The following is a 25,948-nucleotide window of genomic DNA, read 5'->3' as shown; positions in this document are numbered from 1 at the left end:
CCGGATCACCGCCGTGCTCGGGTGACGGCGGGCCCTCCGCCCGGAGGCGGGGGCGGCCGTCACGGGTCGCGGAGAGGTCCGATCGGCGGGGTCAGGCCCGCGTCATCGCGTCGAGGGTCTCGGTCATGTGCTTGCGCAGCTCGTTCAGGCGCACCTCGATGATGAGGGAGGCGATCTCGGGGTTGGCGGCGATCATGTCGCGCAGGCCGCTGCCGCCGGGGCCGTGCTCGAAGCTGTGGCGGACGATGGTCTTGTCCGGCGAGTCGGCGGGCTCCAGGTCGTAGCGCCAGCGTGACGAGGGGAGCTCGGGGCCGTGCTCGCCGTCCAGCACCACCCAGGCGAACGAGCGGGGGCGCTCGGCCTCGGTGACCACGCAGGTCACCGTCCACACGCGGCCCTCTCTGCGGTTGCGTCCCTCGAACCGCGTGCCCGCCACCGCCACTGAGTCGTCGCCGTCGAGCCAGGCCCCGTACTCGCACTCGGGGCTCCAGTCCCCGATGCGAGACACGGTCGTGACGAGGTCCCAGAGCTGCGCCGGCGGGACGCCGACGATGGTCTCCAGGTCCACCCGTATACCCGTGACGCCGTAGTCCTCCATGCTGACCTCCGCACTCTCGTGGCACCTCACGCGGCGCCGTCCGTCTCGACCGGCTCGTGACTCCTACGATGAACCAGCGGCCCGTAAGGGGCCAGTTCGACGCGGAAAGCAGGGGTCTAAGGGGTAGCGGCCGCGAAGCCCCGAGCCGCGGTCCTGAGCTCTTTACTCTTAGGAAACTTTCCTTTATATTCCTGGCATTCCCCCAGCAAAGGAGTGTCGGCATGCGAAAAACGATCATGGTGGTGGCCACGGCGTTACTAACCGCCGGGATCACGGTGTTCGCCGCCTCACCAGCCCTGGCCCACGGTTACATATCCTCACCGCCGAGCCGCCAGGCCATGTGCGCCCAAGGGCGCGTCGCCAACTGCGGCGACATCATCTACGAGCCGCAGAGCGTGGAAGGGCCCAAGGGGCAGCGGAACTGCCACGGCGGTGTAGCCCGATTCGCCCAGCTCAGCGACGAGAGCAAGCCGTGGCCCGCCACCTCCGTCGGAACCACGGTCACCTTCAACTGGGTGCTCACCGCCCGGCACGCGACCAGCACCTGGGAGTACTACATCGGCGGCACCCGCGTCGCGGTGTTCGACGACCAGGGCCGCCAGCCCGGCGCGACGGTCTCGCACACCGTGAACCTGGCCGGCTTCAGCGGCAGGCAGAAGGTCCTCGCGATCTGGAACATCGCCGACACGGTGAACGCCTTCTACTCGTGCGTCGACCTGCAGATCGGCGGCGGCGGGAACCCGACTCCCACGCCCACCCCGACCCCCACGCCGACTCCCACGCCGACGCGGACGCCCACCCCGACGCCCACCACGACCGCTCCGGGCGGAACCTGGACCGCCGGCACCGCCTACGCGGTGGGTGACCAGGTCACCTACAACGGCGTGCGCTACCGCTGCCTCCAGGCCCACACCGCGCTCGCGGGCTGGGAGCCGCCGAACGTGCCGGCCCTGTGGCAGAAGGTCTGACCCGCTGATGTCCTGCCGGGCGCCGCGTCCCCAGACGTGGCGCCCACCGGGAGACGCGGTCCTCCCGGTGCTCCACGGGGTCTCCACGCTGGAGGTATCTGATGAGACGCGCTGCCCTCGCCCTCGCCGCAGCCGTGAGCCTGCTGGCGCTTCCCGCCTGCGCGGCCGCCACCGCCACGCCCGGATCGCCGCCGGCGGACGCCACCTCGGCACCGGCACCGGCACCGGCCGCGACCGGGCCGGTCAACGACGCCGACGTGATGTTCCTGCAGATGATGATCCCGCATCACCGCCAGGGAATGGCGATGGCCGACCTGGCGAGGACCCGTGCCGTACGGGGCGAGGTGCGGACACTGGCGATGGCGGTCGAGACCACCCAGGGCGACGAGGTGCGCGCCATGACCGCGTGGCTGCTCGGCTGGGGCCGTCCCCTGACGGCGGACGCCCGCGCGCACGACGCCCACGGCGGCCTGCACGCCACCAGCCCCGAGGAGATCACCACGCTCGCGAAGATGACCGGCGCCGAGTTCGAGCGAAGGTTCCTCAACGTGATGATCGCCCACCAGACCAACGCCATGGAGATGGCGCGCGCAGAGGTCGGCGCGGGGATGAACGCCCAGGTGAAGAGCTTCGCCCACCGGATCGACCAGTCGCGCCTGGCCCAGGTCAGGCAGATGCTCGGCGAGCTGAACTGACCGGTGATCTCCGGCCCCCGGCCGGCACGATGACCTCGTCGGCCGAGGGCCGCGGCTAGCTAGGTGTGAGGGGTGGCGGTCACCTGGTCCACCGCCTACTGAGGCGAAGGCCCGTCCCCCGGCCGGGCCTGGGCCTCCCGGGCGGAACGTACGGAGATGTCGGCCAGCCGCGCGGCGACCCCGGTGAGGGCGCGGCCCGAGGGATGCACGAGCCACAGTGTGCGACCGAGGTCGACGTCCACGACGGGGACCGGCACGATCCTCCTGCCGGCGATCTCGCCCGTCACGGCGAGGGAGCTGAGCACCGCCGGTCCGACGCGTTCGGCGACGGCGGCCTTGATGGCGGTGGTGGACGACAGCTCCAGCAGAGGCTCCGCCAGAGGACGCGCGGCGCGCTTCCGCAGCGCCTGTTCGAGGTGGCGCCGCGTCCCCGAGCCGCGTTCACGGCTGACGAGCGGGGTGGCCGCCAGTTCGTCGGGAGTGATCCCGGAGCGGCGCCGGGCCCACGGATGGTCCGGAGCGACGATGACGGTCAGCGTGTCGTGGCCGACGACGCGGGTCCGCAGCCCCTCGGGCACGTCCGGGCCCTCGACGAAGCCGACGCGCGCCGCGCCACTCAGCACGGCCGCGGCGACATCGTCGGAATTGCCCGCCGTCAGCGCCACCGAGGTGTCCGGGGCGGACGAGTGGAGGGCGGCGAGCCAGCGGGGGAGCAGGTACTCGGCGACGGTGAGGCTGGCCGCCACCGGAAGCCGGTCGTCGTGGATCCCGCGCAGCGAGGTGATCCCGGCGTCCAGCGACCAGGCGGCCTCGACGGCGGCGCGGGCCCAGTCGGCGACCAGGGCGCCCTCGTCGGTGAGGCGGGAACCACGGGCGGAACGCTTGATCAACGCGATTCCGAGGCGCCGCTCCAGGCCGCTGATCCGCGCGCTCGCGGTCGGCTGGGAGATGGCGTGGGCACGTGCCGCGGCGCCGACGCTGCCCAGCCGGGCGACCGACAGCAGCAGGTCGAAGGCGGCGAGATCGCTGACCCGGCTCGGCAAAGTCATAGGCCGAGTCTATGGATGCATCCGGTAACGGCCTCTACCGAGCCCGATACGCCGCCACCAGGCTGGACCCATGTCACCTGTGACCTTGTTCCCTCCTCACGCCGGACCCGCTCGCGGCGCGCGCCTCCCCTTCGGGCTGCTGCGCGAACTGGAACGCCCGGCCGACCTGTTCCGGCACCTCGGTCCCAACTGGTACGCCTCGGTCATGGGCACCGGCATCGTGGCCAACGCGGCGGCGACGCTGCCGGTGCACGTGGCGGGGATGCGGACGACGGCCACCGTGGTCTGGGCGCTTTCGGGGCTCCTGCTGGTGACGCTCACCGCCGCCTGGTCCACGCACTGGATCCGCCATCGCGCCGAGGCCAGGGCACACGCCGCCCATCCGGTGATGGCCCACTTCTGGGGAGCGCCCGCGATGGCCCTGCTGGCGGTCGGAGCCGGAACGCTCACGCTGGGGCGCGACTGGATCGGGCTTCCGGCCGCTCTGACCGTGGACATAGCCCTGTGGTCGGCGGGAACCCTTCTCGGCCTCGTCACGAGCGTCTGGATTCCCTACCGGATGATGTCGCGCCACACGTTCGCCGCGGACGCGGCGTTCGGCGGGTGGCTGATGCCGGTGGTGCCTCCGATGGTGTCCGCCTCCACCGGAGCCCTGCTCGTCCCGTACGCGGCGGCCGGCCAGGTGCGGTTGACCCTGCTGCTCGCCTGCTATGCGATGTTCGGCATCAGCCTCTTCGCCGGCCTCATCATCACCACCCAGATCTGGACCCGGCTCGTCCACCACACGATCGGCCCCGCGGCCATGGTGCCCACGCTGTGGATCGTCCTCGGACCGCTCGGCCAGTCGGTGACGGCGGCCAACCTGCTCGGTGGCGTCGCCGTGAGCGCCCTACCGCACCCCTACGCCGCCGCCGCGCGGGCCTTCGGGCTTCTCTACGGCCTGCCCACCTGGGGCTTCGCGATGGCGTGGCTGGCCCTGGTCGCCGCCGTCACCGTGCGGACCGTCCGCGAGCACCTGCCCTTCTCCCTCACCTGGTGGAGCTTCACCTTTCCCGTCGGCACGTGCGTGACCGGCACCAGCGCTCTCGCGGCGACCACCGGCTCGGTCGTCCTCCGGGTCGCGGCCGTGATCCTGTACGCCTGCCTGGTGGCGGCCTGGTTCACCGTCGCCCTGCGTACGGCCGGTGAGAGCGCCCGTGGTGCGCTGTTCCTTCCGCCTTCGCCCGCGACGCGCCCGTCGTGACAGCGCTACACGTACCCGGGCGTACGAGCGACCTGCGGGACGGGCCGGCAGGGGCGAGGAAGCGGTCGGCCATGCGCAGGGCCGGGTCTGGGCACCGCTCTACGAGGAGGAGTGCAGCGAGGCCAAAGGCGTTCAGGCGTTCGATCGCTTCCTCCTCCCCAGCATAACGGCAGGTCGCGTCGTCAGCCCCTCTCCGGGGCCGCCCGCTCGCGCACCAGCACGTCCACGCCGTCGAGGATGCGCTCCAGCCCGGACCTGAAGTCGGCCAGCGGATCGGCCTCCTGCTGTCCGGCGTCATCGTCGAGAACGCCGTAGGTGACGATCTCGGCCAGAGCGGGGAAACGCTCGGCGTCGACCAGGCGGGCGAGGGTCTCCCCGTACCCGCTCATGACGTCCTCCCCGCCCGCGTCGGGACCGGCGTGGAGGGCGCTCGCCGAGAGCTGCGCCACGCCCCGCACATAGTGCATCACCAGCAGCATCACCGACATCTTGTCGTGCGGGCGGAGCGCCGTGCCGCCGAAGGTGCGCAGGCCGGCGTCCATCCAGGCGAGCTGCCCGGGATCCAGCGGCGGGCGGTGGGTGACCTGGAGGATCCACGGGTGGCGGTGGTAGACGCCGAGCAGTTCGACGGCCCACCCGGACAGCGCCGCGCGCCAGTCGGACGGCGCGGTGTCGAACACCGGAGGTGGTCCGGGGGCGGCGTCCATCATGAACGCCAGCAGTTCGTCCTTGCTGGCGACGTGCCGGTACAGCGACATCGTGGCGCAGCCGAGTCGCTCGGCGATGCGCGCCATGGACAGGGCCGACATGCCGTCGGCGTCGGCGATGTCGATGGCCGTCGCCACGATCCGCTCCAGGCTGAGGGCCTGCGCGGGCCCCCTGGTGCGTCGTGGCGACCGGCCCCAGAGGACTTGCAGCGTGTGGGGCAGCTCGCCGCGGGTGTTCTCGCTCATCGGGCCCATCCTATCGTCCTGCGTATCTCATACGCATGGCGTATTCCATACATTCTGCGTATGAGATACGCTCTGCGTACGCAATACGCATCCAGCGCCCTTCGATCGGAGCCGTCATGCCCACGACCACGGAAAACCCGCCGTCGCCCCCCACCGGTGCTCCTCAGGTCCGGACCCCGAGACGCAAGGCCTGGTGGCGGCGGCCATGGATGGCGCCGCTGGGCTTCTTGGTGGTCGTCTTCCTCGCGTTCTCGTTACCGCCGTACCTCACCGGCGATCCCGGCCAGTCGCGGGTACCGCAGCCCCCTGGGTTCCCGGCGCACTACCCGCTGCTCGTGGCGCACGTGATGTTCGCCTCGATCGCGATGCTCACCTGCTTCATGCAGGTGTGGCCCTGGTTCCGCCGGCGTCATCCCGTCGTCCACCGGTACACCGGCCGGGTCTACGTCTTCGCCGGCGTGCTTCCCGCGGGTCTGACGGGGCTGATCGTCGGGGCGCGTACGCCCTTCGGGCCGGTGCTGGCGGTCAGCGACGTGATGCTGGCCCTGCTGTGGCTCGCGTTCACCGCCACCGGCTACCGGATGGCCCGGCAGCGGCGGTACGTCGAGCACCGGCGCTGGATGCTGCGCAGCTTCGCGCTGACGTTCTCCATCATCACCAACCGGATCTGGGGCGTGATCGCGACCGTGGTGCTCAGCCCGTCGCTGGAGACCACGTTCCAGGGCAACGAGACGATGCTCGCCTGGACCGTCTCCGCCCTCTCCGGCTGGCTGGGGTGGACGGTCACCCTCCTGGCCGTCGAATGGTGGCTGGAGCGCGGCGACGCCAGGAAGCGCCGGGCCCGGGTCGGCGCGCGCGGCGCCTGACCGTACGTCCGGCAGGTGGTGGCGGGTGCACCGCAGGCCCCGGCGCCTGTCTCCTAGCTAGCTATAGCTAGAGGACGTCGGCGAGGGGCAGCCGGAGCTCGAACCGCGCGCCCCCGGCGGCGGAGGGCCCGACGTTGATGGACCCGGAGTGGGCGTGGGCCACATCGCTGGCGATGGCGAGGCCGAGGCCCGTGCCGCCGCGGTCGCGGCTGCGGGACGCGTCCAGCCGGGTGAACCGTTCGAAGATCCTCTCGCGGTCGGCGTGGGCGACCCCGGCGCCGTCGTCGGAGACCGTCAGCACGGCGGTGGTCGCGTCCTGGTACACCTCCACCGCCACGGTGTGCTCGCCGTGCCGCTGGGCGTTGTCCAGGAGGTTGGCCAGCGCCCGGTTGAGCTGGCTCGGCACGGCGTTGACGATGACCCCGTTCTGGAGCGAGACCTTGGTGGGAAGCCGGTCGGTGCGTTGGTCCAGGGCCATGCGGACCAGCTCGCCGAGATCGATCTGCTTTCGCAGGGCCGCCGCGGTGGCGTCGACGCCGGCCAGGTAGAGCAGATCGGTCACGATCTGCTGCAGGCGCTCCACGTCGCCGAGCATGCGGTCGAGCAGCTCCTCCAACTGGGTGTCCTCGGGATGCATCTGCGCCTCCTCCAACTGCAGGCGCAGCCCGGCGAGCGGGGTGCGCAGCTCGTGGGAGGCGTCGGTGACGAACTGCCGTCGCACCTGCACGGCCTGCTCCAGCCTGCCCAGCGTGCGGTTGGCGGTACGGGCCAGCTCGGCGACCTCGTCGTCCCCGGGAGGCTCGGGGACCCGGCCGCTGAGGTTCTTGAAGGTGATCTGGGCGAGCTGGGACCGGATGCTGTCGACGGGCCGCAATGTGTGGCCGACGACCTTCCAGCTGGTCCAGCCGGCCAGGGCGATCAACGCGGCCGTCTGGGCGCCAACAAGGGTGGCGATGAAGCCGGTGGACTGGATGTTGGCCGCCCGCTGCCCGGCGTAGACGACGGAGGAGCTGGGCGTCGCCCCGACTCGCAGCGCGGTGAGGCGCAGGCAGCCCGGCTGCGGATTGCCGCAGGTCTGCAGGTCCTTGATCGGGTCATCGGGGGCGGGCCAGACCATGCTCATCGGAGGCTGGCCCTTGGCGGCGTGGGAGGCGGCGATGACCTGCCGGCTCGGCCCCACGACCTGCACCAGGTCGATGCCGGGGACGACGGGCACGAGGACCTTGGACAGGTGCCCGGCGTGGATGGCGGCCGCGACCGCGCTCACCTCCTCCCTGGTGTCGTGCCAGACCGAGTCGGCGAACATCTGCTGGATCACCGTGCTGACGATGAGGGCCATCGGCACCAGCACCAGGGCGGTGATCAACATGGTCAACAGCGTGATCCGTCCGCGGATCGACCGTGGGCGCAGCCTCAGAGGCGAGAAACCCATATATCCAACCTACGTGAGCTGGTCAAACGTTCCCGAATCGGTCCCGCCCGTGCCGCCCTCGCGGGCTCGGGGCGATCAGTGGAGCAGGCCGGACCGGCGCGCGTCGAAGGCCAGCCTCTCGCGGTGCTCGGGGTGGGCGATGGCGATCAGCCGTCGCGCCCGCTCCGCGATCGACCTGCCGCGCAGCTCGGCCACTCCGTACTCGGTGACCACGTTGTCGACCATGTTCTTGATCGTCGTCACGACGGACCCCAGGGTCAGCTCGGTGCGGATCCGCCCGAGGCCCTTGCTGGTGGTGGACTTCAGGACGATGAACGCCTGCCCGCCCTGCGACCACATCGCGCCCCGCGCGAAGTCGGCCTGCCCCCCGCTGGAGGAGTAGTACCTGCCGGCGATCGTCTCCGAGGCGCACTGCCCCATCAGGTCGACCTCGGTGGTGGCGTTGATGGACACGAAGTTCGGCTCGCGGGCGATCACCATCGGATGGTTGACCTGGTCGACCGGCAGCAGCGCCACCGACCCGTTCTCGTCCAGGAAGTCGAACAGGCGCCTGGTGCCGACGCAGAACGTGGTCACGTGCTTGTTGCGGTAGTGGCGCTTGCGCGTCCCGGTGATCACTCCCCGCTGGATCAGCTCCATGATCCCGTCCGAGAGCGCCTCGGTGTGCAGGCCGAGGTCGCGGTGGTCCCTGAGGGCGGCCAGCAGCGCGCCGGGCGTCCTGCCCACCCCCACCTGCAGGCAGGATCCGTCGCGGATCCGCTCGGCGATGTGGCCGGCGATCCGGCGGTCGGCCTCGTCGGGCTGGTGGACGGGCAGCTCCTGCAGCTCCCGGTCGGCGCGGATCCACCCGGCGACCTGGCTGACGTGCACCTGGTTCTGCCCGAAGGTGTGCGGCATCCGGGCGTTGACCTCCAGGAAGAACGGCACCTCGCCGATGAACGCCGCCGTGTAGTCGGCGTTCGTGCCCAGGCTGAAGTACCCGTGGCGGTCCGGCAGGCTGGCGGCCGCCAGCACCAGCGAGCACCTGGTGGACTCGCGCAGCAGCTTGGGCATCTCGGAGAAGTTGTTGGGCACCAGGTCGCAGGTGCCGTTCCAGTAGGCCTGCCTGGATCCCGGGCCGAGGTAGTAGTCGACGTGGCGCAGGTGGTCCCCGCACTCGCCGCGGATGTACGCGCGCTCGCGGAAGGGGTCCATGCGGTGGACGCGCACCCCGTCCAGCTCCCGGTAGTGGGCCTCCAGGGTGTCCAGCAGGACCACCGGCTCGCCGTTGGCGATCGGCACGATCAGATCGGCACCCGGCGGGACGTGCGCCAGCACGTCCTCTGGCCGGCCGGCGTGCTTCCAGCCGGTCTGGGCCGTCGCGGCGGGGTGGACCTCCTCCACCGCGGTCAGCCCTCCCCGCGCGGGCGGTGACCGCCGGTGCGTGGCACGGGCTTGACCAAGAACCGCCCGTTCCAGCCCGGACGGACGCGGCCCCGCGCCCCGGGCTCCGGTTCGCGCGCGACCTCGGCCCGCGTGCCAGGCTCGGGGATGGGCTGCTTCATGGCGGGCTCCCCATCGGCTCTGCGATGCGCCGGCGAACGCGGTCAGGTGTCCATCCGCCGATTCCGCCAGTTTATGGAGGCGTCCCTCCCGATTGGCCAAAATGCCCTTATCGGCGAGCCAATATCAAGGCCGCCGCGCGGGATCGCCTCAGCTCGCGGCCCGCGTGCCGGCCAGGCGCGCCAGCTCGGGAAGGACCACGCCGAGCGGCGCGTCGAGGGTGAGCGCGGCGTAGCCGTCGCCCCGGGTCGGGCCCTGGTTGACGATCGCCACCGGGATGCCGAGCTTGGCCGCGCGCAGCACGAAGCGGCGGCCCGACATGACGGTCAGCGACGACCCCAGCACCAGCAGCAGGCGCGCGCTCTCCACGAGGGCGAAGCACTCCTGCACGCGCTCCGCGGGGACGGTCTCGCCGAAGAAGACGACGTCCGGCTTGAGCATGCCGTCGCACGCCCGGCATCCGACGGTGCGGAAGCCGTCGACCTCGTCTTCCCGCAGGTCGGCGTCGCCGTCGGGGTTGACGGCGGTCACCCGGGCGTCGAACCACGGGTTGGTCTCCCGCAGGCGGAGGTCCAGCTCCTCGCGCGAGCTGAGATCGCCGCAGTCCAGGCAGACCACCTGGCCCAGGCTGCCGTGCAGCTCGACGACCGCCCGCGCGCCGCCCGCCTGGTGCAGCCCGTCGACGTTCTGCGTGACGATGCCGCCCACCAGGCCCTCCCGCTGGAGGCGGGCGACGGCGAGGTGGCCCTGGTTCGGCGTGGCCCGCGCCACGGCCCGCCACCCGACGTGGCTGCGGGCCCAGTAGCGCCGCCTCGCCGCCGGGTCGCCGACGAACGTCTGGTACGTCATCGGGGTGTGCCGGACGAGGGCCCCGCTCGGCCCCCGGTAGTCGGGGATGCCCGACTCGGTGGATATGCCCGCCCCGCTGAGCACCACGACATCGCCCGCCGCGAGCAGCCTCGCCAGCGCGTCGGTAGTTTCGGTCACCTCCCCATGCTGCCGCACCGGCCAGGGTGCGCGGAATCCGGATCCCGCGGGTTCGGGCCGGGCCCCTGAAGGTCCGGTGGTTCCCGCTCCCGGGGACGGGAGCGGGAACCCGAGGTCACCCGGCTAGGCGGGGGTGACGGTGTAGGTCACTCCCGCCTGCGTGGCGAAGGTGATCACGTCGTTGGAGACGGTCTGGCCGACGCTGCCGCCGCCCGTCCTCGTGACCGCGATCGGGCGGCCGGGCCACGGGTTGGCCAGGCGCACGGTGCGGCCCGCGTCGCTGGTGATGTCGACGTAGGCCGCCTGGCCGCCGCTTCGCGCGCTGGACACCACGAAGCCGTCCTTCGCGCGGAGCTTCACGAACGAGCCGTTCTTGCCCGAGGGCCAGACGGGGAAGACCCGCATGACGCCCCCGTCGCTCTGCAGGAGCATGTCGTTGAGCGCCTCGACGGCGCCGGACTTCTCCAGCCCGTGGGAGGGGTCGGTCATGCGCAGGTTCGGGGCCATCCTTCCGTTGATCTGGGCCTTGAGCTTGTCGATGAGGCTCTGGGCCGGGTAGCCCACCCGCGCGGCCTGCGTGAACACCTTCGGGAAGCTGTTGTCCTGTCCCCAGGAGTTCATCACGTCGAGCGTGGTGATGCCGATCTGCCGGTCGGCGGCGGGGGAGTTGACGCCGAGCGTCTCGCCGGGGTGGACGAACTCCAGGTTGATGGTGTTGTCGCCCGGGTGGATGTCACGGGTGTCGCCGCCGGTGATGGTGCCCGGGTCGGCGAGCGCGTACACCGTCTGGCCGTTGTAGGTGGTCTTCGGGGTCGGCGCCAGGTGCTGCAGGATGTTCTGCCAGGTCGAGCGGAGCCCCGAGTCCACGTTCAGCTCGGTGCTCGCGCTGATCAGCGAGCTGAGCAGGTGCTTCAGCATGCCCACGTCGGCGCTGGAGTTCCTGCCCCACAGGCCCTCGTGGGGGCCGGTGTAGAGGTTGTACCGCTGCGCCCCGGCGTCCCATTCGAGGTAGGACTCGAAGAACGCGGCCACCTCCTTCATGAAGGGGTACGCCTTGCCGGACAGGAAGTCACGGTCCTGGGTGTACTCGTAGTACGAGATGTACTGCGTGACGGTGAACAGCGAGTTGCCCACCTGCTGGTGGTAGTTGTCGTCGGCGGTGGCGCCGAACGGCGCGATGCCGACGGGGAACAGCACGCCGCTCGGCACCCCGCCGCTGGGGAAGCGCCTGCCGATGTAGTCGGGCTTGACGCGGTTGAGGTCCTGCTGGGCCCGCCGCCTGGCCTCGGGCAGGTAGGCCGCCACCAGGTCGTAGTACGGCAGCGCCAGCTCGGGCCGGTTGCTGGAATAGGCGCCGTAGAAGTTGGCCATCCAGTTGTAGTTGAGGTGCATGTCCCCGTTGAACGAGGGGAAATCGGTGGTCGCCCACAGACCGTAGAGCCCGGGCGCGGTCTTGCCCGCCCGGCTGGCCGACCCCAGCAGGTAGAGCGCCCCGTAGTAGTACCTCTCCAGCGTGTCGTCGTCGAGGTCGACGTAGGACTTGAGCCAGTACTGCTTCCACCAGTCGACGTGCGCGTTGTAGAGGCCGTCGATCGAGCCCGCGCTCTGGGCGTCGGCCAGCGAGCGGGCCGCGGGCGCCGGGTCGGCGGGGTTCTGCCCGCCTCCGGCGACGGCGGTGACGATGGTCGCGGTCTGGCCCGCGGGCAGGTCGAAAAGGATCTTGCCCGCCGCCCCGCTCGCCGTCGGGGCGCCGGCGAGGGTGCCGCCGATGACGCGGGTGGCGAGCGACGCCCGGGAGACCCAGCGCGAGCCGGTCGCCGTCTGGCGCGTCGCCCACACGGTGTTGCCCGAGACGCCGGCGGTGCTGGTGAAGCCCGAGCGCGGGTCCGGGGAGCCCGTGGAGGTCTGCGCCTGGAGCCGCACGGTGGAGGAGCCGAGGGACTGGACGCGCGTCACCACGAGGTTGTCGTTCGCGGCGGTCCAGGTCCTCATCGACACCGGGGTGCCGCCGATGGTCATCGAGGTGTCGACGTCACCCTTGAGGATGTTCTGCTCCTCGGTGAACGGGCCGGACTGCGGCGGGGAGCCGGGACCGGAGTACAGCTCGAACTGGCCGATGCGGGCGCGCGGGTTGGCGGCCGAGTCCGGGGTGGTGCCCTGGGTGGGCTCGGTGATGTTCAGGCGGACGTACCGGGCGCTGACCGAGGCGATGGTCCTGTCGGTGACGGCGGCGGTGTTGTTGGTCACCGTGTCGACGGTCGTCCAGGTCGACCCGTTGGGGCTGGTCGCGAGGGTGAAGTTCTTGGTGTTGTTGGCCGTCTCGGCCGGGCGGGCCGCCGAGTCGTGGCGCAGGACGTAGCGGGTGAAGGTCTTGGTGGTGCCGAGGTCCAGGGTGAGGGTCTGGGGCTTGCCGATCTCCGAGACCCACCCTTCGTACCCCGGCCCCCACTGGCCGCTGACGGCCCGGTTCGGGGGGAAGCTCGGGTGGGAGCTGGAGGCGGTCGCGGTGGCCCCGAGGGCGAGGTTCGGCGAGCCCGACCCTGCGGCGGGCGTGATCGTCACCGCGCCGAGCGAGACCAGGGACGGGCCGGGGTTGCCGGTCCAGAAGTTCCCCTTGGACACGTAGAACGTCTTGTAGCCGTCGCCGCCGCCGGAGGTGACGCCGACGTCGCCGTTGCCGAGCAGCGCCGTGTCGGGCATCGTCCGGCTGACGGAGTTGGAGTACGCCTGGGTGGTCCAGCGGCCCTTGATCGCGCCGACGATCTGCTGTACCTGGGTCCATTGCTGGTCCGGCGCCGGGGTGGCGGCGTGGGCCGGTCCGGCGGCCGGCACCGTGGTGGCGAGAGCGATGGCGAGCGCTGCGGGTAACAGGATGCGCCGTGATCTTCGCATGCGCGGTCCTTTCAGTGGCGGTGGGTGTGATCGGTGTGCCGGATGTCTCCTGGGTGTTCGAAGCCGGGCATGAGGATCGCCCGCGCGCAGCGGGCCTCGGCCCACAGCGCGAAATGGCGCCGCCGCCGCGCGTCCAGCAGGAACGCGCGGATGCCCGGCGCGGCCCGCTCGAAGGGGACCTCGGGGGACCGGAACGGCCCCGTGGTGAAGGTGTGGCCGCCGAAAGGCCCCACGACGGCGCCCTCGGGGGCGGCGAAGACCGCGCGGGCGGCCGGCTCGGCGAGCTCGCCGGCCGTCACGGCGTACCACCGGCCGCCGTTGACCGGGCGGCCCTCGTGCCGGTGGGTCACCAGGCGCGCCGGCCGCGGCCGGTACCTGTCCTGGTTGGCGGCGTAGTAGCGGCGAACCTCAGCCTCGTCGGCGGTCACGCGGGCGGTGAGGTCGCGGTAGAGCGCCTGGGCGAGCCGGTCGCCGGAGAGTACGGCCGCCATGACGCTGCCGAGTTCGAGCCTGGCCGTGGCGTCCAGCTCCAGCGGCGGGCCCGCGCCGGGGGTGAGCCCGCGCGCGGCGGCCTCCCCGGCCACGACGCGCTCGGCCACGAGGATCTGGGTCACCCACCTGCGCAGCTGGCGGCCCTCGGTGGTCCCCTCCAGGGGCAGCAGGCCGCCGCGCGGCCCCCGGCGCAGCAGGCGGACGCGCCGGTCGACCTCCTCGACCGTGATCGGCGTCTCGCCGACGACGGCGGCGATCACCGGGGGGCCCGGATCCGCACCGGCACGGCGGGGGAGTAGGACACCCGGCCGAACCACATGCACTTGACCAGGAGCCACCACGCCCCCGGCCGCGCCCCGGGCGGGACGTCGAGCGCCACGCGCAGCTCGCCGTCCGATCCGGCAGGCACGTCGACCGGGTGGACGGCGGGCCCGGCCAGGTGCCACGTCCCCCACGGGCTGATCACCTGGGCCTCGCCCCTGATGTCGAACCCGGCGGTGTTCCTCAGCCGTACGGTCCACAGGCCCTTGTCCCCCGGAGCCAGCTCCAGGGCGTCCTCGGCGAACTCCACCGCGAGCAGCCCCGGGTCCACCCCGCCGGCGGGGCGGCCCCGGCCGTCCACGAAGACGACGTCCTCCTGGACCTGGCCGCCGTGGGCGAGCCGCACCGCGACCGGCCACGGCCCCGGCCCGGCGCCGGATGGCGGGGTGAGGGCGACGTCGAACGAGGTCCAGGCCCCGGGGGCCAGCCGCACCGGGCGGTCGGAGAGGGAGGCGTCCCAGCCGGGCGGCGGGACGACGCGCACCTCGCCCTCGGCGGGCGCGTCGGCGAGGTCGCTGGCGAGCGTCACCCGCAGCCGCGCCGGGGCGCCGGGATCCGCCGTGAGGCGGGCGTGGACGCTCATCGGCTGGTAGCCGAGCGGTGCCGAACCCCTGTTGTGCAGCCAGAAGCGGGAGAACACCGGCTGGGCGGGCTCGGCCGTACGGCCCAGCGTCTCGCCGGGCTCGGCGGGATCGGTCGAATCGGCGTCGCGGGTGCGCAGCACGTACGTCGCGATCTCGCCGGGGCCGAGGCGGGCGTGCAGCAGGCCGTCGCGGATCTTGGCCTCTCCGCTCTCCACCTCCAGCACGTCGGCGGTAACGGCTCCCGCGAAGGACAGCAGCGAGCCGAGCCGGAAGCCGGCCTCCCGGCCGTGCGGCTCGTACAGGCGGGCGCTGACGGCGCGGCGCGGGTCGGCGGGCTCCCGCCGGCCGTGCGCGGTGGGGTTGCCCGCCGCCTTGAACGCCGCCAGCACGGCCGCGCCCGCCGGCTCGACCGTCAGCAGCGACGCCGACGGCGGCAGCGGGCCGTCGTGCGCCTCCTCCAGCAGCGCCCGCAGCGGGTGGTTGAAGTCCTGCGCGCGCGCCACGATCCCGGCGTCGCGCCAGTCGCCCGCCCCGGAGGCCACCGCGTAGTCGAAGGAGTGGCTCCAGTGCTGGAGCTGGAAGCCGCTGCCGTCGGGGGCGGTCCGCCTCGGTGGGTCGATCCACACCCCCGAGGGCCAGCCGGTGCACGACCGCATGAGCGACAGGTGCAGGCGTCCCGCCGTGTCCACGGCGAACCCGGGAATGCCCCGGTTGAGCACGGCGACGGTCCGGTGGTCCAGCCCGGCGTCCTCGTACGGCGCGGCGCCGCCGTCCGCACCGGCGTGCTCGCCCCGCGCGGGGTCGTACGGCCGCACGGCCTCGATCACGTGCCCGGCCAGGCCGGCCAGCACGGGCGCGATCGCCGCCTGGATGTCACCGTCGGCGGCGATCACCAGCACCGGCAGGTCGGCGGGCGCGCGCAGGTCGGCCTCCGGGTGGAAGGTCTTCGCCACGCTCCGCGCCGGCGGGATCCACAGGGACGCCACCCCGTCGGCGGCCAGAAGGCGGGCCAGCTCCTCCCGGTAGCACGGGTCCGCGGCGTCGAGGACCGAGGCCGTGAACGCGTTCTCGCCGGGGCCGCCGACGGCGATGCGGATGTCCGGCAGGTTGGAGTCGAAGGAGAGCAGCCCGTAGCGGGTCCCCCCGGCGTGGGTGCAGGTCGCGGTGACGCCCGCCTGCGCGAGCCGTACGGCCAGCTCGCGGCCGAGCTCGGCGGTGTCGTCCTCGCGGGGGACGACGATCTCGGCCACGCCGAAGGCGTGGAGCCCCTGGGCGGCGCCGCCGGGGGAGCGCGGGGCGATCCGCGCGGCCGAGCTCAGGCCGAACCACTGGTGGGCCGGGTTGTCCAGCGTCCAGGGGTGGCGGGCGGCGTCGACGTCGGGATGGGCGAACGACCGCCCGACGACGGCGTGCCCGACCTCCGAGACCGGCTTGGCACCGGTGACGGCGCACGGCCACCGTAGCCGCAGCAGCTCGTCGGCGCCGTCGAAGCCGTCGATGTGGGTGGCGCAGTCCACCCGTGCCACGCCGTGCCACAGGGTGATCACCTGGGTGTAGGCGATCGGGCCCAGCGCGCCGGTGACGGTGACGCGCTGGCCGAGGGGCGAGGTCTCGGCGAGGACGGAGCGCGCGGGGGCCGCCGCCGACCCCACCGAGGTCCCGGTGGGCAGCAGGTGCCAGGGGCCTTCGTGGAACACCGGGTGCTCGGTGTACTCGTCGTACAGCACGATCTCGTTGCCCACCTCGCCCGGGGTGACCAGCTCGTGGCCGGTGGCGAGGTCGACCAGGCCGCTGACGGCGCCGCCCCGCCCGGGGTCGACGGTCAGCCGGTGGTGGTCGTTGGCGATGGTGAGCGTGTCCAGGCGCCGCCACCGCCCGGGCTCTCCGTCCGGACAGGACGCCAGGTGGTAGGTGCGGTAGCCGGCCGAGGGGACGCCGGCCGCCAGGAACGCCAGCTCGGCGTGGACGCCGTCGGAGTGCTCGACCACGACGGGAACGGGGGCGCCGCTCTCGTCGGTGAGGCCGTGGAACGGCAGGGGGACGGTCACGCGTGCCACGTCGGTGCGCTGCCACCCCATGGCGTTGAACACGGTGACGGACGCCCCCTCGCCGCGGGTGTCGACGCGGGCCGACAGGTGGCGCAGCGCGGCGTCGTGCACCTCCCTGGCCAGGTCGTACGCCTCGCGCCAGCCGGCCAGCAGGTCGAGGTACACCTGGTCGGACTCGGTGCCGGTGATCGCGTCGTGGTGCGCCCCGTACATGAGCTGCCGCCAGGCCTTGTCCAGCGCCGCCTCGGGGTAGCCCGCGTCGCCGTGCAGGCAGGCCAGCGCGGCGAACCTCTCCGCGTCGAGCAGCTCGTTCTCGACGGCGCGCTGGGCGAGCTTGGTGTCGATGTAGGAGACGTCCTTGCCGGTGTAGACCGGGTTCATGTCCCTGGTCTGCGGCGACAGGCGGGCGCCGGTGGCCGCCAGCTCGGCGGAGACGGCCGCGAAGAAGTCGCGGGGCAGTGCGCACACGAACCGGGGCCAGGCGTAGCGGGCGTTCCAGTCGCGGTGGATCTCGGTCAGCCACTTGTTGGGCGGGCTGTAGTCGGTGCCGACGGGCACGAGCACGTTGCGCGTGGCCGCCACCTTCTTCATGCGCAGGTACAGCCCGTACACCGACTCCTCGGCGTCGGCGAGCGTCTGCGCGGAGTCCATCGACCAGCCGGCGCTGTAGTGGGCCGCCATGTAATGGGTGAGCAGCCCGCGCCCGCTGGGGGAGATCCACTCGAACTCGCTGCGGAACTGCATGCCGGAGAGGTCGCCGTGCGGGGTGTCGTAGGTGCCGATCTCCAGGGCGGGGCCCCACTGGTGGAAGGGGCCGCGTGCCCACGCGCTGGAGGTCAGCCCGGCGTCGGCCATCAGGCCGGGGAACTGCGGGTCGTGCCCGAAGGCGTCGAGCTGCCAGGCGGTGGCCGGCTCTCCGCCGAGGATGTCGCGCTGGAAGCCGATGCCGTACACCGCGTTGCGGATCGTGGTCTCGGCGCCGGTGAGGTTGGTGTTCGGCTCGTTGTACGTGCCGCCCATGATCTCCAGGCGTCCCTGGGCGACGAGGTCGCGGATGATCTCACGGTTCTCCGGGAAGGCGTCCCAGTAGGGCTTGAGGTAGTCCACCTCGGCCAGCACGAAACGGTAGTCGCCGTCGCGGCGGGCCAGCTCCAGGTGCGCGTCGATGAGCTGGAAGGCGGTGAACTGGAAGCTCATCCGGATGTCCTGCGCCTCTGGCTGCGCGTCCCACTCGCTGGCGTAGCCCGCCTGGGTGTTCCACCACACCGGGTCGTAGTGGAAGTGGGACACCAGGAAGACCGTCCAGCCCGGCTCGGCGACCGTGACGGTGCCGGAGGCGGTGGCCGTCCCCCCGCCGCCGGCGGCCTCGACCAGGACGTCGAGCACGGTGCCCGCGGGGGCGTCGGTGGAGAGGGGCACCTCGTGCACGCCCGAGCCCGCCACCCCCCGCAGGTGCCCCCGGGCGCCGCCGGACACCCGCACGTCGATCGGCTCGGAGGAGGTCGCGGAGGTCCTGACCCGGAGGACCTGGCGGGGGGCGTCGTCGGGCCCGGCGAACAGCTCGGTGGACTCGACGGCGTCGATCGTCAGCATGGCGGCCCTTTGCATGGTGGGGGACGGGCGGGAGGGGCGAGCGGGCGGCTATCCCTTGACCGCTCCTCCGGTCAGGCCCTTCACGAAGTTCTTCTGCAGGGCGAGGTAGAACACGAGGATCGGCAGCGTGGCGAGGAACATGAAGGCGAACACCGCGCCGAAGTCCGACTGGTGCTGGCCGATGGCCCGGTATACGCCGACCGTGACGGTGGTGCCGCTGTCGGGCCCGAGGATCACCAGCGGGGTCAGGAAGTCGTTCCAGATCCACACGCCGAGGAAGATCAGCACGCTGGCGGAGGCCGGGCGCAGCAGGGGGAACACCACCTGCCAGAACACCCGCACCTTGCTCGCGCCGTCGAGCTCGGCGGCCTCCTCCAGCTCCAGCGGGACGCTCCTGACGAACCCCATGAACAGCAGGACGCCGAACGGCACGTAGTAGCCGACGTTGACCAGCACGAGCCCCTGCAGCGTCGACATCAGGTCGAAGGCCTTGAGCACCGTGGTCACCGGAGCGAGGATCACCGGCGCCGGGATCATCAGCCCGCACAGCAGCGTCACCAGCACGACCTTCGCCAGTACGTGCCGCGACCTGGCCAGGTAGTGGCCGAGCATGGCGGACAGCACCGTCAGGATCGTGATCGACAGGGCGGTCACCGCGATGCTGTTGATCAGGCCGTAGGTGAACAGGTGGTCGGGCCGCGACAGGACGGCGGTGATGTTGTCCAGCGTCGGGGGCAGGGGAAGGCCCGCCGGGTCGGGCACGATGTCGGCGCCCGGCTTGAAGACGTTGACCAGCATCAGGTACAGCGGGAGGAAGAAGGCCGCGCCGACGAACAGGGCGACCAGGGGCCGCAGCCAGGCGTGCGTCCGTGCGTCGATCACTGCGTCACCTCGCGTCGCTGGAGCACCCTGAGCACGATCACCGAGACGGTCGCGACCAGGGCGAGCATGACGGCGGCCATCGCCGAGGAGTAGCCGATGTGGTTGCCGGAGAAGGCGGTCTGCACGACCTGGAAGGCCATGGTGGCGGTGGTGCCGGTGCCGGGGCCGCCGTTGGTGATGACCTGGATCTGGTCGTAGGCCTTGAACCCCGTGATGAGCAGCATCACCGTGTTGATCGTCAGGGCGGGGGCGAGCATGGGCCAGGTGACGTTGCGGAAGCGGGCCATCGGGCCGCACCCGTCGATGGCCGCGGCCTCCCGCAGCTCGCGCGGCACGCCCTGCAATCCCGCGAGGTAGACCACGACGCAGAAGCCGAGCATCTGCCAGGTGATGATCCAGGCGATGGAGTACAGCGCGATGTCCGGGTCGGACAGCCAGCCGGGCGGGTGGTCCGCCCCGAGGCCGCGCAGCGCGGAGTTCAGCAGGCCGTCGTCGGTGAGGACGGCCTGCCAGATGACGCTGATCACGACCGAGCTGAGCACGACGGGCGTGAAGAACACGCTGCGCAGGGCGAGGTAGAGCTTGGTCGGGCGGTCGAGCAGCATCGCGATCAGCAGTCCGCCGGCATTGGCCAGCAGCGTCACGATCACGGTGATGATCACCGTGTTGCGCAGCGCCTGGAGGAACTCCGGGTCGCCGAACAGGTCGGTGTAGTTGCGCAACCCCACCCAGAGCGTGGGCGGGTTGAACGGGTTGCGGTTGGTGAAGCTGTAGTAACCCGTCATGCCGATGGGCACCAGGACGAACAGCACGTAGGCCAGCAGTCCCGGGAGGGCGAACAGGCCGAAGCGTCCCAGCTGCGGGGTGAGGCGGGAGCGCCTTGAGGGACGCTCCCGCCGGGCGGCCGGCCGTCTTCCGGCCGGGCCGCCGCCAGGTGATGGACGGGACGCCGCGAGGGGTGCCCCGCCGCGCGCCGCGTGCTCGATGTCTGTCATGTGTTCGGTGCCCGGTCCTACTGGGTGGCCTTGGCCCACTGGTCGTCGAGGTAGGCCGCGAACTCCTCGGCCGACTTCTTGCCGGTGACCAGGTCCTGCACGGCCAGCGCGGCCTTGTCGGCGAGGCCGGGCGGCAGCGAGCCGTCCCCGGCCTCCTGCGAGAAGGCGTTCACGATGGAGGAGTCCTTCATGCCCTGCTGGTAGATGTCGACGGTGGCCTGGTAGACCGGGCCCATGTCGGACGGCGCGGTGTAGCCCTTGATCGCGGGGATCGACCCGTCGGCCTTGACGAACGCGTCGTTGTTCTCCTTGTCCTCGTCGAAGGCCAGCGCCCACTTCTTGGCGAGGCCGACGTTGGGGGCCGAGGAGCTGACCAGGGTGCCGCCGCCGGTGAAGGTGGGCGTGACGGGGGAGCCGTCGTCGGACGGCCAGGGGAACGCGCCGATCTCGAAGTCCGGCTTGGTGTTGTCGGCCGAGGTCGCGAACCACGAGCCCATGGGGTACATGGCGCCCTTGGCGTCGCGGAACGCCTGCTCGGTGTCGGCGTAGGAACGGCTCAGTCCGGCGGGGTCGATGTACTTCCGCTTCGCGAGGTCGGCGATCTTCTTCGCGGCCGCGGTGAAGTCGGGGTCGGTGAACTTCACCTTGCCGGCGGCCCGCTGCGTCAGCCAGTCGGGGGTCTTGCTGTAGACGTCGGTGGCCACGGTGCCGGTCAGCGGGTACATGTCGGCCCAGGTGTCCGCGCCGCCGCCGCCGACCACGAACGGGGTGATGCCCTTGGCCCTGAGCTTGGCGCTCGCGTCCAGCAGCTCCTGGTAGGTCTTGGGCGTCGAGGCGATCCCCGCCTTGGTGAAGGCGTCCTTGTTGTAGTAGATCACCGGGATGACCTGCGTGTTGTACGGAAGCTGGTAGACCTTGCCGTCGATGGCGCCGGCCTTGGGCGCGATGAAGTTCGTCAGCTCGGCGTCGGTGAACGCCGCGAGCTTGCCCGCCTGCGCGAACCCCGCCGGGTTGACCGACTGCAGGATGTCGGGAAGGTGGCCAGAGGCGTCGAGCTGCTTGGCGTAGCCCGTGCGGTCGACGTTGGGCGACACCAGCTTCTTGATCGTGACGCCGGGCACCTTGGCCGAGGCCCTCGCGATCGCGGCGTCCCAGAACTTCGCGTCCAGGTTGGGGGTCTCGAAGACCAGGAACGACAGGGTGACCTTCCCGTCCGAAGAAGGGGTTTCCGCCGGCCGGTCGCCCACCCCGCATCCGGCCACCGCGAACGTCGCGGCCACGCACAGAACAACGGATCTGCGCACTGCACAGCCCTCCTTGCACGAGTTCCGGCTCCCCGAAGCCCGGTCGAGATAACGTTATCCCGAAAGGTAGAGTGTTACTACGAGGTTTCAAAGAGCGAGGGCGGCAACAAGTTGGTCACAGCAGCACGCGTCCGGTCGTCCCGATGATGGCCAAGAGCGGCGATCATCAACATGATGGCCTCATGCAGGCAGAGGGAAACAGCGGGCGCCGCCCCCGGAGACCGACCATGGTGGACGTCGCCCGCGAGGCCGGGGTCGCGCTGCGCACCGTCTCGCGCGTCGTCAACCAGGACCCCACCGTCGGGCCCGAGCTCGTCGAGCGCGTGCACGCCGCCATCGCGGCCCTCGGCTACCGGCCCGACGAGCGCGCCCGCCACCTGCGCCTCGGCGTCACCGGCACCCTGGGCGCCGCCGTCCGGCAGCTTTCCCACGTCAACCCGGTGCTGCGGGCCGTCGAGCGCGCCGCCCGGGAGGCGGGCCTCATGGTGCTCGCCGCCTCCACCGAGGACGACGAGCGGCTCGAACGCCGCGTCGTCGAGTCGATGTGCCGCCGCAGGTTCGACGGCATCATCCTGGAACCGATCGGAGTCGACCACGGCTACCTGCTTCCCGAGCTGGCGGCAGGCCTCTCGCTGGTCGCGGTCGACCGGCCCGTCCTCGGGCTCGACGTCGACTCGGTGATCTCCGACAACGTCGCGGGCATCGAGGCCGCGTACGCCCACCTCGCCGCCTTCGGCCACAGCCGCGTCGCCTACATCGGCGACGACGAGCGCATATACACCGCCCAGGAGCGCGCGAAGGCGTTCCGGGCGTGCGTCGCGGCGCGCGGCGGGGCGCTCGACGGCATGGCGTACACCGGCAGGATCGAGCGGGACCGCATCCGCTCCGCCGTCGCCGCCGTGCTCGAAGGCCCCTCGCCGGCGACCGCGATCATCACCGGCAACGCCACCATCAGCGTCGAGGTGCTGCGCAGCCTGGCCACCGTCCCCGAGAAGGTCGCCATCGTCGGTTTCGACGACTCCGAGCTGGCCACCCTCCTGCGTCCTGACCTGACCGTGGTCGCGCAGGACGACACGGCGATCGGCAGCACGGCGATCGACATGCTGCGCGCCCGCATCGCCGACCCCGCCCGCCCGGTCCACCGGGTGACCGTGCCGGTGGAGCTCGTGCGGCGTGGATCGGGGGAGATCTCCCCGGCCTCGTGAACGCCCGCCCGGCCGGTCTCCGCCGCGGAGGAAGAGGTGCCGCAGCGGGCGATCACGGTGCCGTCCGGGCACGCCTCGACGCCGCCGAACTCGTGCAGGACGTCGGCCTCGCCGCCGGAGCGCTCCACGTAGCAGCACAGGCCGATGCCCAGCGGCGCGGCCTCGGGGTCCGCCCGGCGCAGGGCCTGCTCGGCCCGCCACCGGTCGTAGCCGAGCGTCGCGAGCGCCGCGCATAAAGCCACCCGGGTTCCCCGGCCGTGCGGATCCCGCCGGGGAACGGGGCGTGTCTCAGAGGTGCGGCGCCGGGCTCAGGACGCGTAGGCCTCCAGTTCGTAGATCCTCGCCGCCGTGTCGCTGTCGCTCGTCGGGGTGAGGACGTTCAACCGGATGTACCTGGCGGTGACCGGCGAGAAGGTGTGGGTGGTGACGTCGGCCGTGTTGCCGCGCGCCGACGCCACCGTGGTCCAGTTCGTCCCGTCCGTGCTCACCTGGAGGTCGAAGTCGCGGGTGTTCCAGCTCGCCTTCTCGCCGCCCGCGCCGGAGTGGCGCACGACGAAACGCCGCAGCGTCTGGGCCGACTGCAGGTCGACGCGCAGCCACTTGCTCGCCCCGAGGGAGCACCACTTGTCCGCCGGGCCGCCCGACACGGTGCCGTTGACGGCCTTGGCCGGAGCCTCGTTCGCCGCGCACTGGCTGTCGGCGGTGGCCGGCTTGTTCAGCGCGAGGTTGGTCCCGCCGGTCTGGCCGGGCACGTAGAGGCGGATGTCGGTGAGGCTCGCGCTGCCCTCGTACACGTTGGTGTACAGGTCACCGATGACGAAGTAGTCGGGGTAGGCCGAGCCCGAGGGCCACTGGCTCGGCCAGGTGGTGCTGCCGTGGGCGTCGTTCTGCACCAGGTTCCCGTTGAACCGGCCGTCGTACTCACTGGCCTTGACGTTGTAGTGCCAGATCGGGTCGTTGCCCACCACGAAGTTGCGGTGGAAGCGCAGCGTCTTCTGGCCCGCGCGGGCGAAGTTGCCGCTGGCCTCCAGCGTGTAGCCGGTGGCGTCGCGCTCGATCGCGAAGGTGTAGAACTGGTTCGGCATGAGCTCGGGCTGAAGTTCTGCCGCCGACGAGAGCTGCTGCTCGGCGACGCCGCCGGAGCAGCTCGTCATGAACCACTGGGAGTTGCCGGGCAGCCCGCCGGGGCCCGGGGTCCAGTTGGGCATCCCGCTGATCCACATGTTGACGGTGTTGAAGCTGCTGTCGCGGTAGTTGTAGTACTGGTTGGTGGCCGAGTTGCACACCCGGCCGCCCGTGCCGGTGCCCACCCGGTCGGGGTGCTGGGAGAAGGCGTCCATCAGCACCTTGCGGTGGTAGTGCCAGAAGTGGTTGTTGCGCGGCGCCGGGTTGGCGAAGTCGACGATCGACAGGAAGTGGTAGCCGTTGTAGCCGTACGGCCCCTGCCGCACGTCCTGCCACTGGCAGTAGGGCACCGACGCGTCCCCGCTCCAGCCGGGTGACTTCGAGCCCTCTCCCCACGGGTGCTGCGTCTTGCAGCCCACGGTGCTGTAGCCGTTGGTCCGCCCGCCGTAGTCGATCGTGCCGTTGCGCTTGCCGCCGAAGTCCAGGGTCTTCAGCTTGTACTCGATGCGGTACTGATCGGGCAGCTTGTCGGTGGGCCTGAAGATGGCGCCGCCGGTGGACTCCGGCACGTTCAGCACCGCCACGTGCTCGCTGCCGAGCGCCTGGGTGGTGATCGACGGCGGGGACTCGATGACGCCGTCCTTGTTGAAGTCACGCGCCGACAGCGAGGCCGTCAGCCAGCCGTCCTTCCCGACCTTGAAGTCCTTGCGGTAGGTGGCGAAGGAGTTGAAGGCGGTCGTCCACGGCGGCCCGTAGTCGTTCTTGTACCACTGGCCCGCGTCGTCGGTGATGGTGTCGAAGGGAGAGCTGTAGGTCTCCTTGACCCACGGGGTGCTCGCTCCGGTGAGAGGCGTCGAGAAGTCCTCGTTGTAGAGCAGGGTCCAGCCGGGTCGGGTCGGGTCGTCGGCCGCCACCCCCTTGACGGCCGGGCCGGGGGCGGTGGCGCCCGTGGCGGGCGCGCCCGAGGTGAGCGAGCCTGCGATCACGAGGCTCGAGGTGACCGCGGCGATGGCCGCCCCGTGCACGACTCGTCTGACGGTTTGTCGCATGAGTGGTGTCCTTCTGTAGACGGGGTGAAGCGCTGGTCGTCCCGCGCGCGACGCGAACGGCGTCCCGCGCGGCGGTCGTGGTGGCGTCGCCGCCCGCCACCTGACCTGGGCGTCGGTTCGAGACCTCCCTAGAAGGCGCCGTTGGGGTCGTAGTACTGTGCCGCGTTCTCCTTGGTGACCCTGGGGGAGGGGACCACCGTGTCCTTCTCCACGGTGGCGCCGCTAAGGATCTCCACCGCCCGGTCCAGCCCCATGCCGCCGATGATGTCGGCGTCGTTGAGGCCCGTGACGGCGTAGTTGGTGCCGTCGAGGATGGCCTTGAGCGCCTCGGCCTGCCCGTCGACGCCCGCGATGATGACCTGCTTGGACTTCCCGGCGTCGGCGATGGCGCGCTGGGCGCCCAGGCACATCGCGTCGTTCTCGCAGAACACCGCGTCGACGTCGGCGTTGGTCGCCAGCAGGCTCTCCATCACCGACAGCCCGCCGTCCGATCCCCAGTTGCCGAAGTCGGGGGCCTCGACGAGGGTGATCGACGGCTTGCCCTGCAGGACCGACTTGACCCCGTTGGTACGGGCCAGGCCGATGCTGTTGTCGGCGGGGCCGCCCTTGATGATGGCGACCTTGCCTCCGCTCGGGAGCTTCTCGGCGATGAACTCGCCGTCCTGCCTGCCGATCGCCTCGTTGTCGGGGCCGATCCAGCTGGTGTACTCGCCGGTCTGGAACTTGCGGTCGACCAGGACCACCGGCTTGCCGGCCGCCTTGATGGCGTTCAGCGCCGCCGGCGCGGACTCCAGCGGGCCGCCGGAGATGATGACGGCGTCGACGTTCTTGCTCAGCAGGTCCTCCACGTTGGACGCGAGCTTGGCCGCGTCGCCGTTGGCGTCGGTGCTGATGACGTCGATGTTGCCCTTCTTCTTGGCCTGGGCCGCGATGGCCTTGTCCATGCCGCTGAAGTAGGGGCCGCTCAGCAGGAAGTTGGCGACGCCGATCGTGTAACGCCCGTCGCCGGCGGCCGTGCCTGGCTTGCCCGGCTCGGACGAGCAGGCGGCCAGGCCGGCGGCGAGGACGCCGGTGACCAGCACGCCGCACAGCCTCTTCATGTACATGCGGGAACCTCCGATGGTG

At 71.6% G+C, this 25,948-nt stretch carries 20 protein-coding genes; 5 read left to right on the top strand and 15 right to left on the bottom strand.

Features of this window, described 5'->3' with window-relative positions; translation table 11 throughout:
• Window positions 1–91: 91 nt before the first annotated feature.
• A complete protein-coding gene (locus OG589_RS16590) occupies window positions 92–598 on the bottom strand; it encodes an SRPBCC family protein (protein WP_405150025.1) in 507 nt (168 codons plus the stop codon).
• A gap of 221 nt (window positions 599–819) precedes the next feature.
• On the opposite strand from OG589_RS16590, the gene OG589_RS16585 reads away from it, so the two are divergent.
• Together OG589_RS16585 and OG589_RS16580 are read left to right on the top strand one after the other, a co-directional pair.
• Window positions 820–1,566 carry a lytic polysaccharide monooxygenase gene (locus tag OG589_RS16585; RefSeq protein ID WP_405150023.1) on the top strand — a complete coding sequence of 249 codons (747 nt, stop codon included), beginning with the start codon at window positions 820–822 and terminating at the stop codon, window positions 1,564–1,566.
• A 101-nt stretch (window positions 1,567–1,667) separates the two neighbouring features.
• Window positions 1,668–2,261, top strand: a complete 594-nt coding sequence (locus OG589_RS16580) for a DUF305 domain-containing protein (RefSeq protein ID WP_405150021.1) — start codon at window positions 1,668–1,670, stop codon at window positions 2,259–2,261.
• A 95-nt stretch (window positions 2,262–2,356) separates the two neighbouring features.
• Here OG589_RS16580 and OG589_RS16575 read toward each other — a convergent pair whose 3' ends face one another.
• A complete protein-coding gene (locus OG589_RS16575) occupies window positions 2,357–3,310 on the bottom strand; it encodes a LysR family transcriptional regulator (protein WP_405150020.1) in 954 nt (317 codons plus the stop codon).
• A 70-nt stretch (window positions 3,311–3,380) separates the two neighbouring features.
• Between OG589_RS16575 and OG589_RS16570 the strand changes: the two genes are divergently transcribed.
• Complete coding sequence (locus OG589_RS16570) at window positions 3,381–4,553, top strand: TDT family transporter (RefSeq protein ID WP_405150018.1); 1,173 nt, start codon at window positions 3,381–3,383, stop codon at window positions 4,551–4,553.
• A 182-nt stretch (window positions 4,554–4,735) separates the two neighbouring features.
• Here OG589_RS16570 and OG589_RS16565 read toward each other — a convergent pair whose 3' ends face one another.
• Window positions 4,736–5,506, bottom strand: coding sequence for a TetR/AcrR family transcriptional regulator (locus OG589_RS16565; RefSeq protein WP_405150017.1), 771 nt, complete (start codon window positions 5,504–5,506; stop codon window positions 4,736–4,738).
• Between the two features lie 116 nt (window positions 5,507–5,622).
• On the opposite strand from OG589_RS16565, the gene OG589_RS16560 reads away from it, so the two are divergent.
• A complete protein-coding gene (locus OG589_RS16560; RefSeq protein ID WP_405150015.1) occupies window positions 5,623–6,372 on the top strand; it encodes a DUF2306 domain-containing protein in 750 nt (249 codons plus the stop codon).
• 67 nt (window positions 6,373–6,439) lie between these two features.
• Here OG589_RS16560 and OG589_RS16555 read toward each other — a convergent pair whose 3' ends face one another.
• The 10 genes from OG589_RS16555 to OG589_RS16510 all read right to left on the bottom strand — a co-directional run bounded on the left by OG589_RS16555 (window position 6,440) and on the right by OG589_RS16510 (window position 21,444).
• Window positions 6,440–7,741, bottom strand: coding sequence for an ATP-binding protein (locus OG589_RS16555; RefSeq protein ID WP_405150013.1), 1,302 nt, complete (start codon window positions 7,739–7,741; stop codon window positions 6,440–6,442).
• 138 nt (window positions 7,742–7,879) lie between these two features.
• Window positions 7,880–9,187: an acetyl-CoA hydrolase/transferase family protein gene (locus tag OG589_RS16550; protein WP_405150012.1), complete on the bottom strand. Its 1,308-nt coding sequence runs from the start codon at window positions 9,185–9,187 to the stop codon at window positions 7,880–7,882.
• 5 nt (window positions 9,188–9,192) lie between these two features.
• Window positions 9,193–9,348, bottom strand: coding sequence for a hypothetical protein (locus OG589_RS16545; protein ID WP_405150011.1), 156 nt, complete (start codon window positions 9,346–9,348; stop codon window positions 9,193–9,195).
• Between the two features lie 148 nt (window positions 9,349–9,496).
• Window positions 9,497–10,333, bottom strand: a complete 837-nt coding sequence (locus OG589_RS16540) for an NAD-dependent protein deacetylase (RefSeq protein WP_405150010.1) — start codon at window positions 10,331–10,333, stop codon at window positions 9,497–9,499.
• A 123-nt stretch (window positions 10,334–10,456) separates the two neighbouring features.
• Window positions 10,457–13,225, bottom strand: coding sequence for a glycosyl hydrolase family 95 catalytic domain-containing protein (locus tag OG589_RS16535; protein ID WP_405150009.1), 2,769 nt, complete (start codon window positions 13,223–13,225; stop codon window positions 10,457–10,459).
• A gap of 11 nt (window positions 13,226–13,236) precedes the next feature.
• Window positions 13,237–13,977 (bottom strand): hypothetical protein, encoded by a 741-nt coding sequence (locus tag OG589_RS16530; RefSeq protein ID WP_405150007.1) that lies wholly within the window; start codon window positions 13,975–13,977, stop codon window positions 13,237–13,239.
• Window positions 13,974–18,263, bottom strand: a complete 4,290-nt coding sequence (locus OG589_RS16525; RefSeq protein ID WP_405150006.1) for a glycoside hydrolase family 38 C-terminal domain-containing protein — start codon at window positions 18,261–18,263, stop codon at window positions 13,974–13,976. The genes OG589_RS16530 and OG589_RS16525 overlap by 4 nt, the downstream gene beginning before the upstream one ends.
• Before the next feature lie 48 nt (window positions 18,264–18,311).
• Window positions 18,312–19,145 carry a carbohydrate ABC transporter permease gene (locus OG589_RS16520; RefSeq protein WP_405150004.1) on the bottom strand — a complete coding sequence of 278 codons (834 nt, stop codon included), beginning with the start codon at window positions 19,143–19,145 and terminating at the stop codon, window positions 18,312–18,314.
• Entirely contained in the window at window positions 19,142–20,140 is a 999-nt protein-coding gene (locus OG589_RS16515; protein WP_405150002.1) for a carbohydrate ABC transporter permease, read from the bottom strand. Before OG589_RS16515 ends, OG589_RS16520 begins: the two co-directional genes overlap by 4 nt.
• 17 nt (window positions 20,141–20,157) lie before the next feature.
• Entirely contained in the window at window positions 20,158–21,444 is a 1,287-nt protein-coding gene (locus OG589_RS16510; RefSeq protein WP_405150000.1) for an ABC transporter substrate-binding protein, read from the bottom strand.
• Between the two features lie 182 nt (window positions 21,445–21,626).
• On the opposite strand from OG589_RS16510, the gene OG589_RS16505 reads away from it, so the two are divergent.
• Window positions 21,627–22,649, top strand: coding sequence for a LacI family DNA-binding transcriptional regulator (locus OG589_RS16505; protein WP_405149998.1), 1,023 nt, complete (start codon window positions 21,627–21,629; stop codon window positions 22,647–22,649).
• Between the two features lie 308 nt (window positions 22,650–22,957).
• On the opposite strand, the gene OG589_RS16500 is transcribed toward OG589_RS16505, so the two are convergent.
• The gene (locus OG589_RS16500; protein WP_405149996.1) at window positions 22,958–24,823 is read right to left on the bottom strand and encodes a discoidin domain-containing protein; all 1,866 of its coding nucleotides are present in this window, start codon (window positions 24,821–24,823) and stop codon (window positions 22,958–22,960) included.
• A 128-nt stretch (window positions 24,824–24,951) separates the two neighbouring features.
• Entirely contained in the window at window positions 24,952–25,929 is a 978-nt protein-coding gene (locus OG589_RS16495) for a substrate-binding domain-containing protein (RefSeq protein ID WP_405149994.1), read from the bottom strand.
• Window positions 25,930–25,948: the final 19 nt, after the last annotated feature.

It is taken from the genome of Sphaerisporangium sp. NBC_01403, assembly GCF_045040145.1.
Classification (GTDB): domain Bacteria; phylum Actinomycetota; class Actinomycetes; order Streptosporangiales; family Streptosporangiaceae; genus Sphaerisporangium; species Sphaerisporangium viridialbum.
Note: the sequence above shows the minus strand (reverse complement) of the source record. Positions and strands in the feature narration are given on the sequence as shown.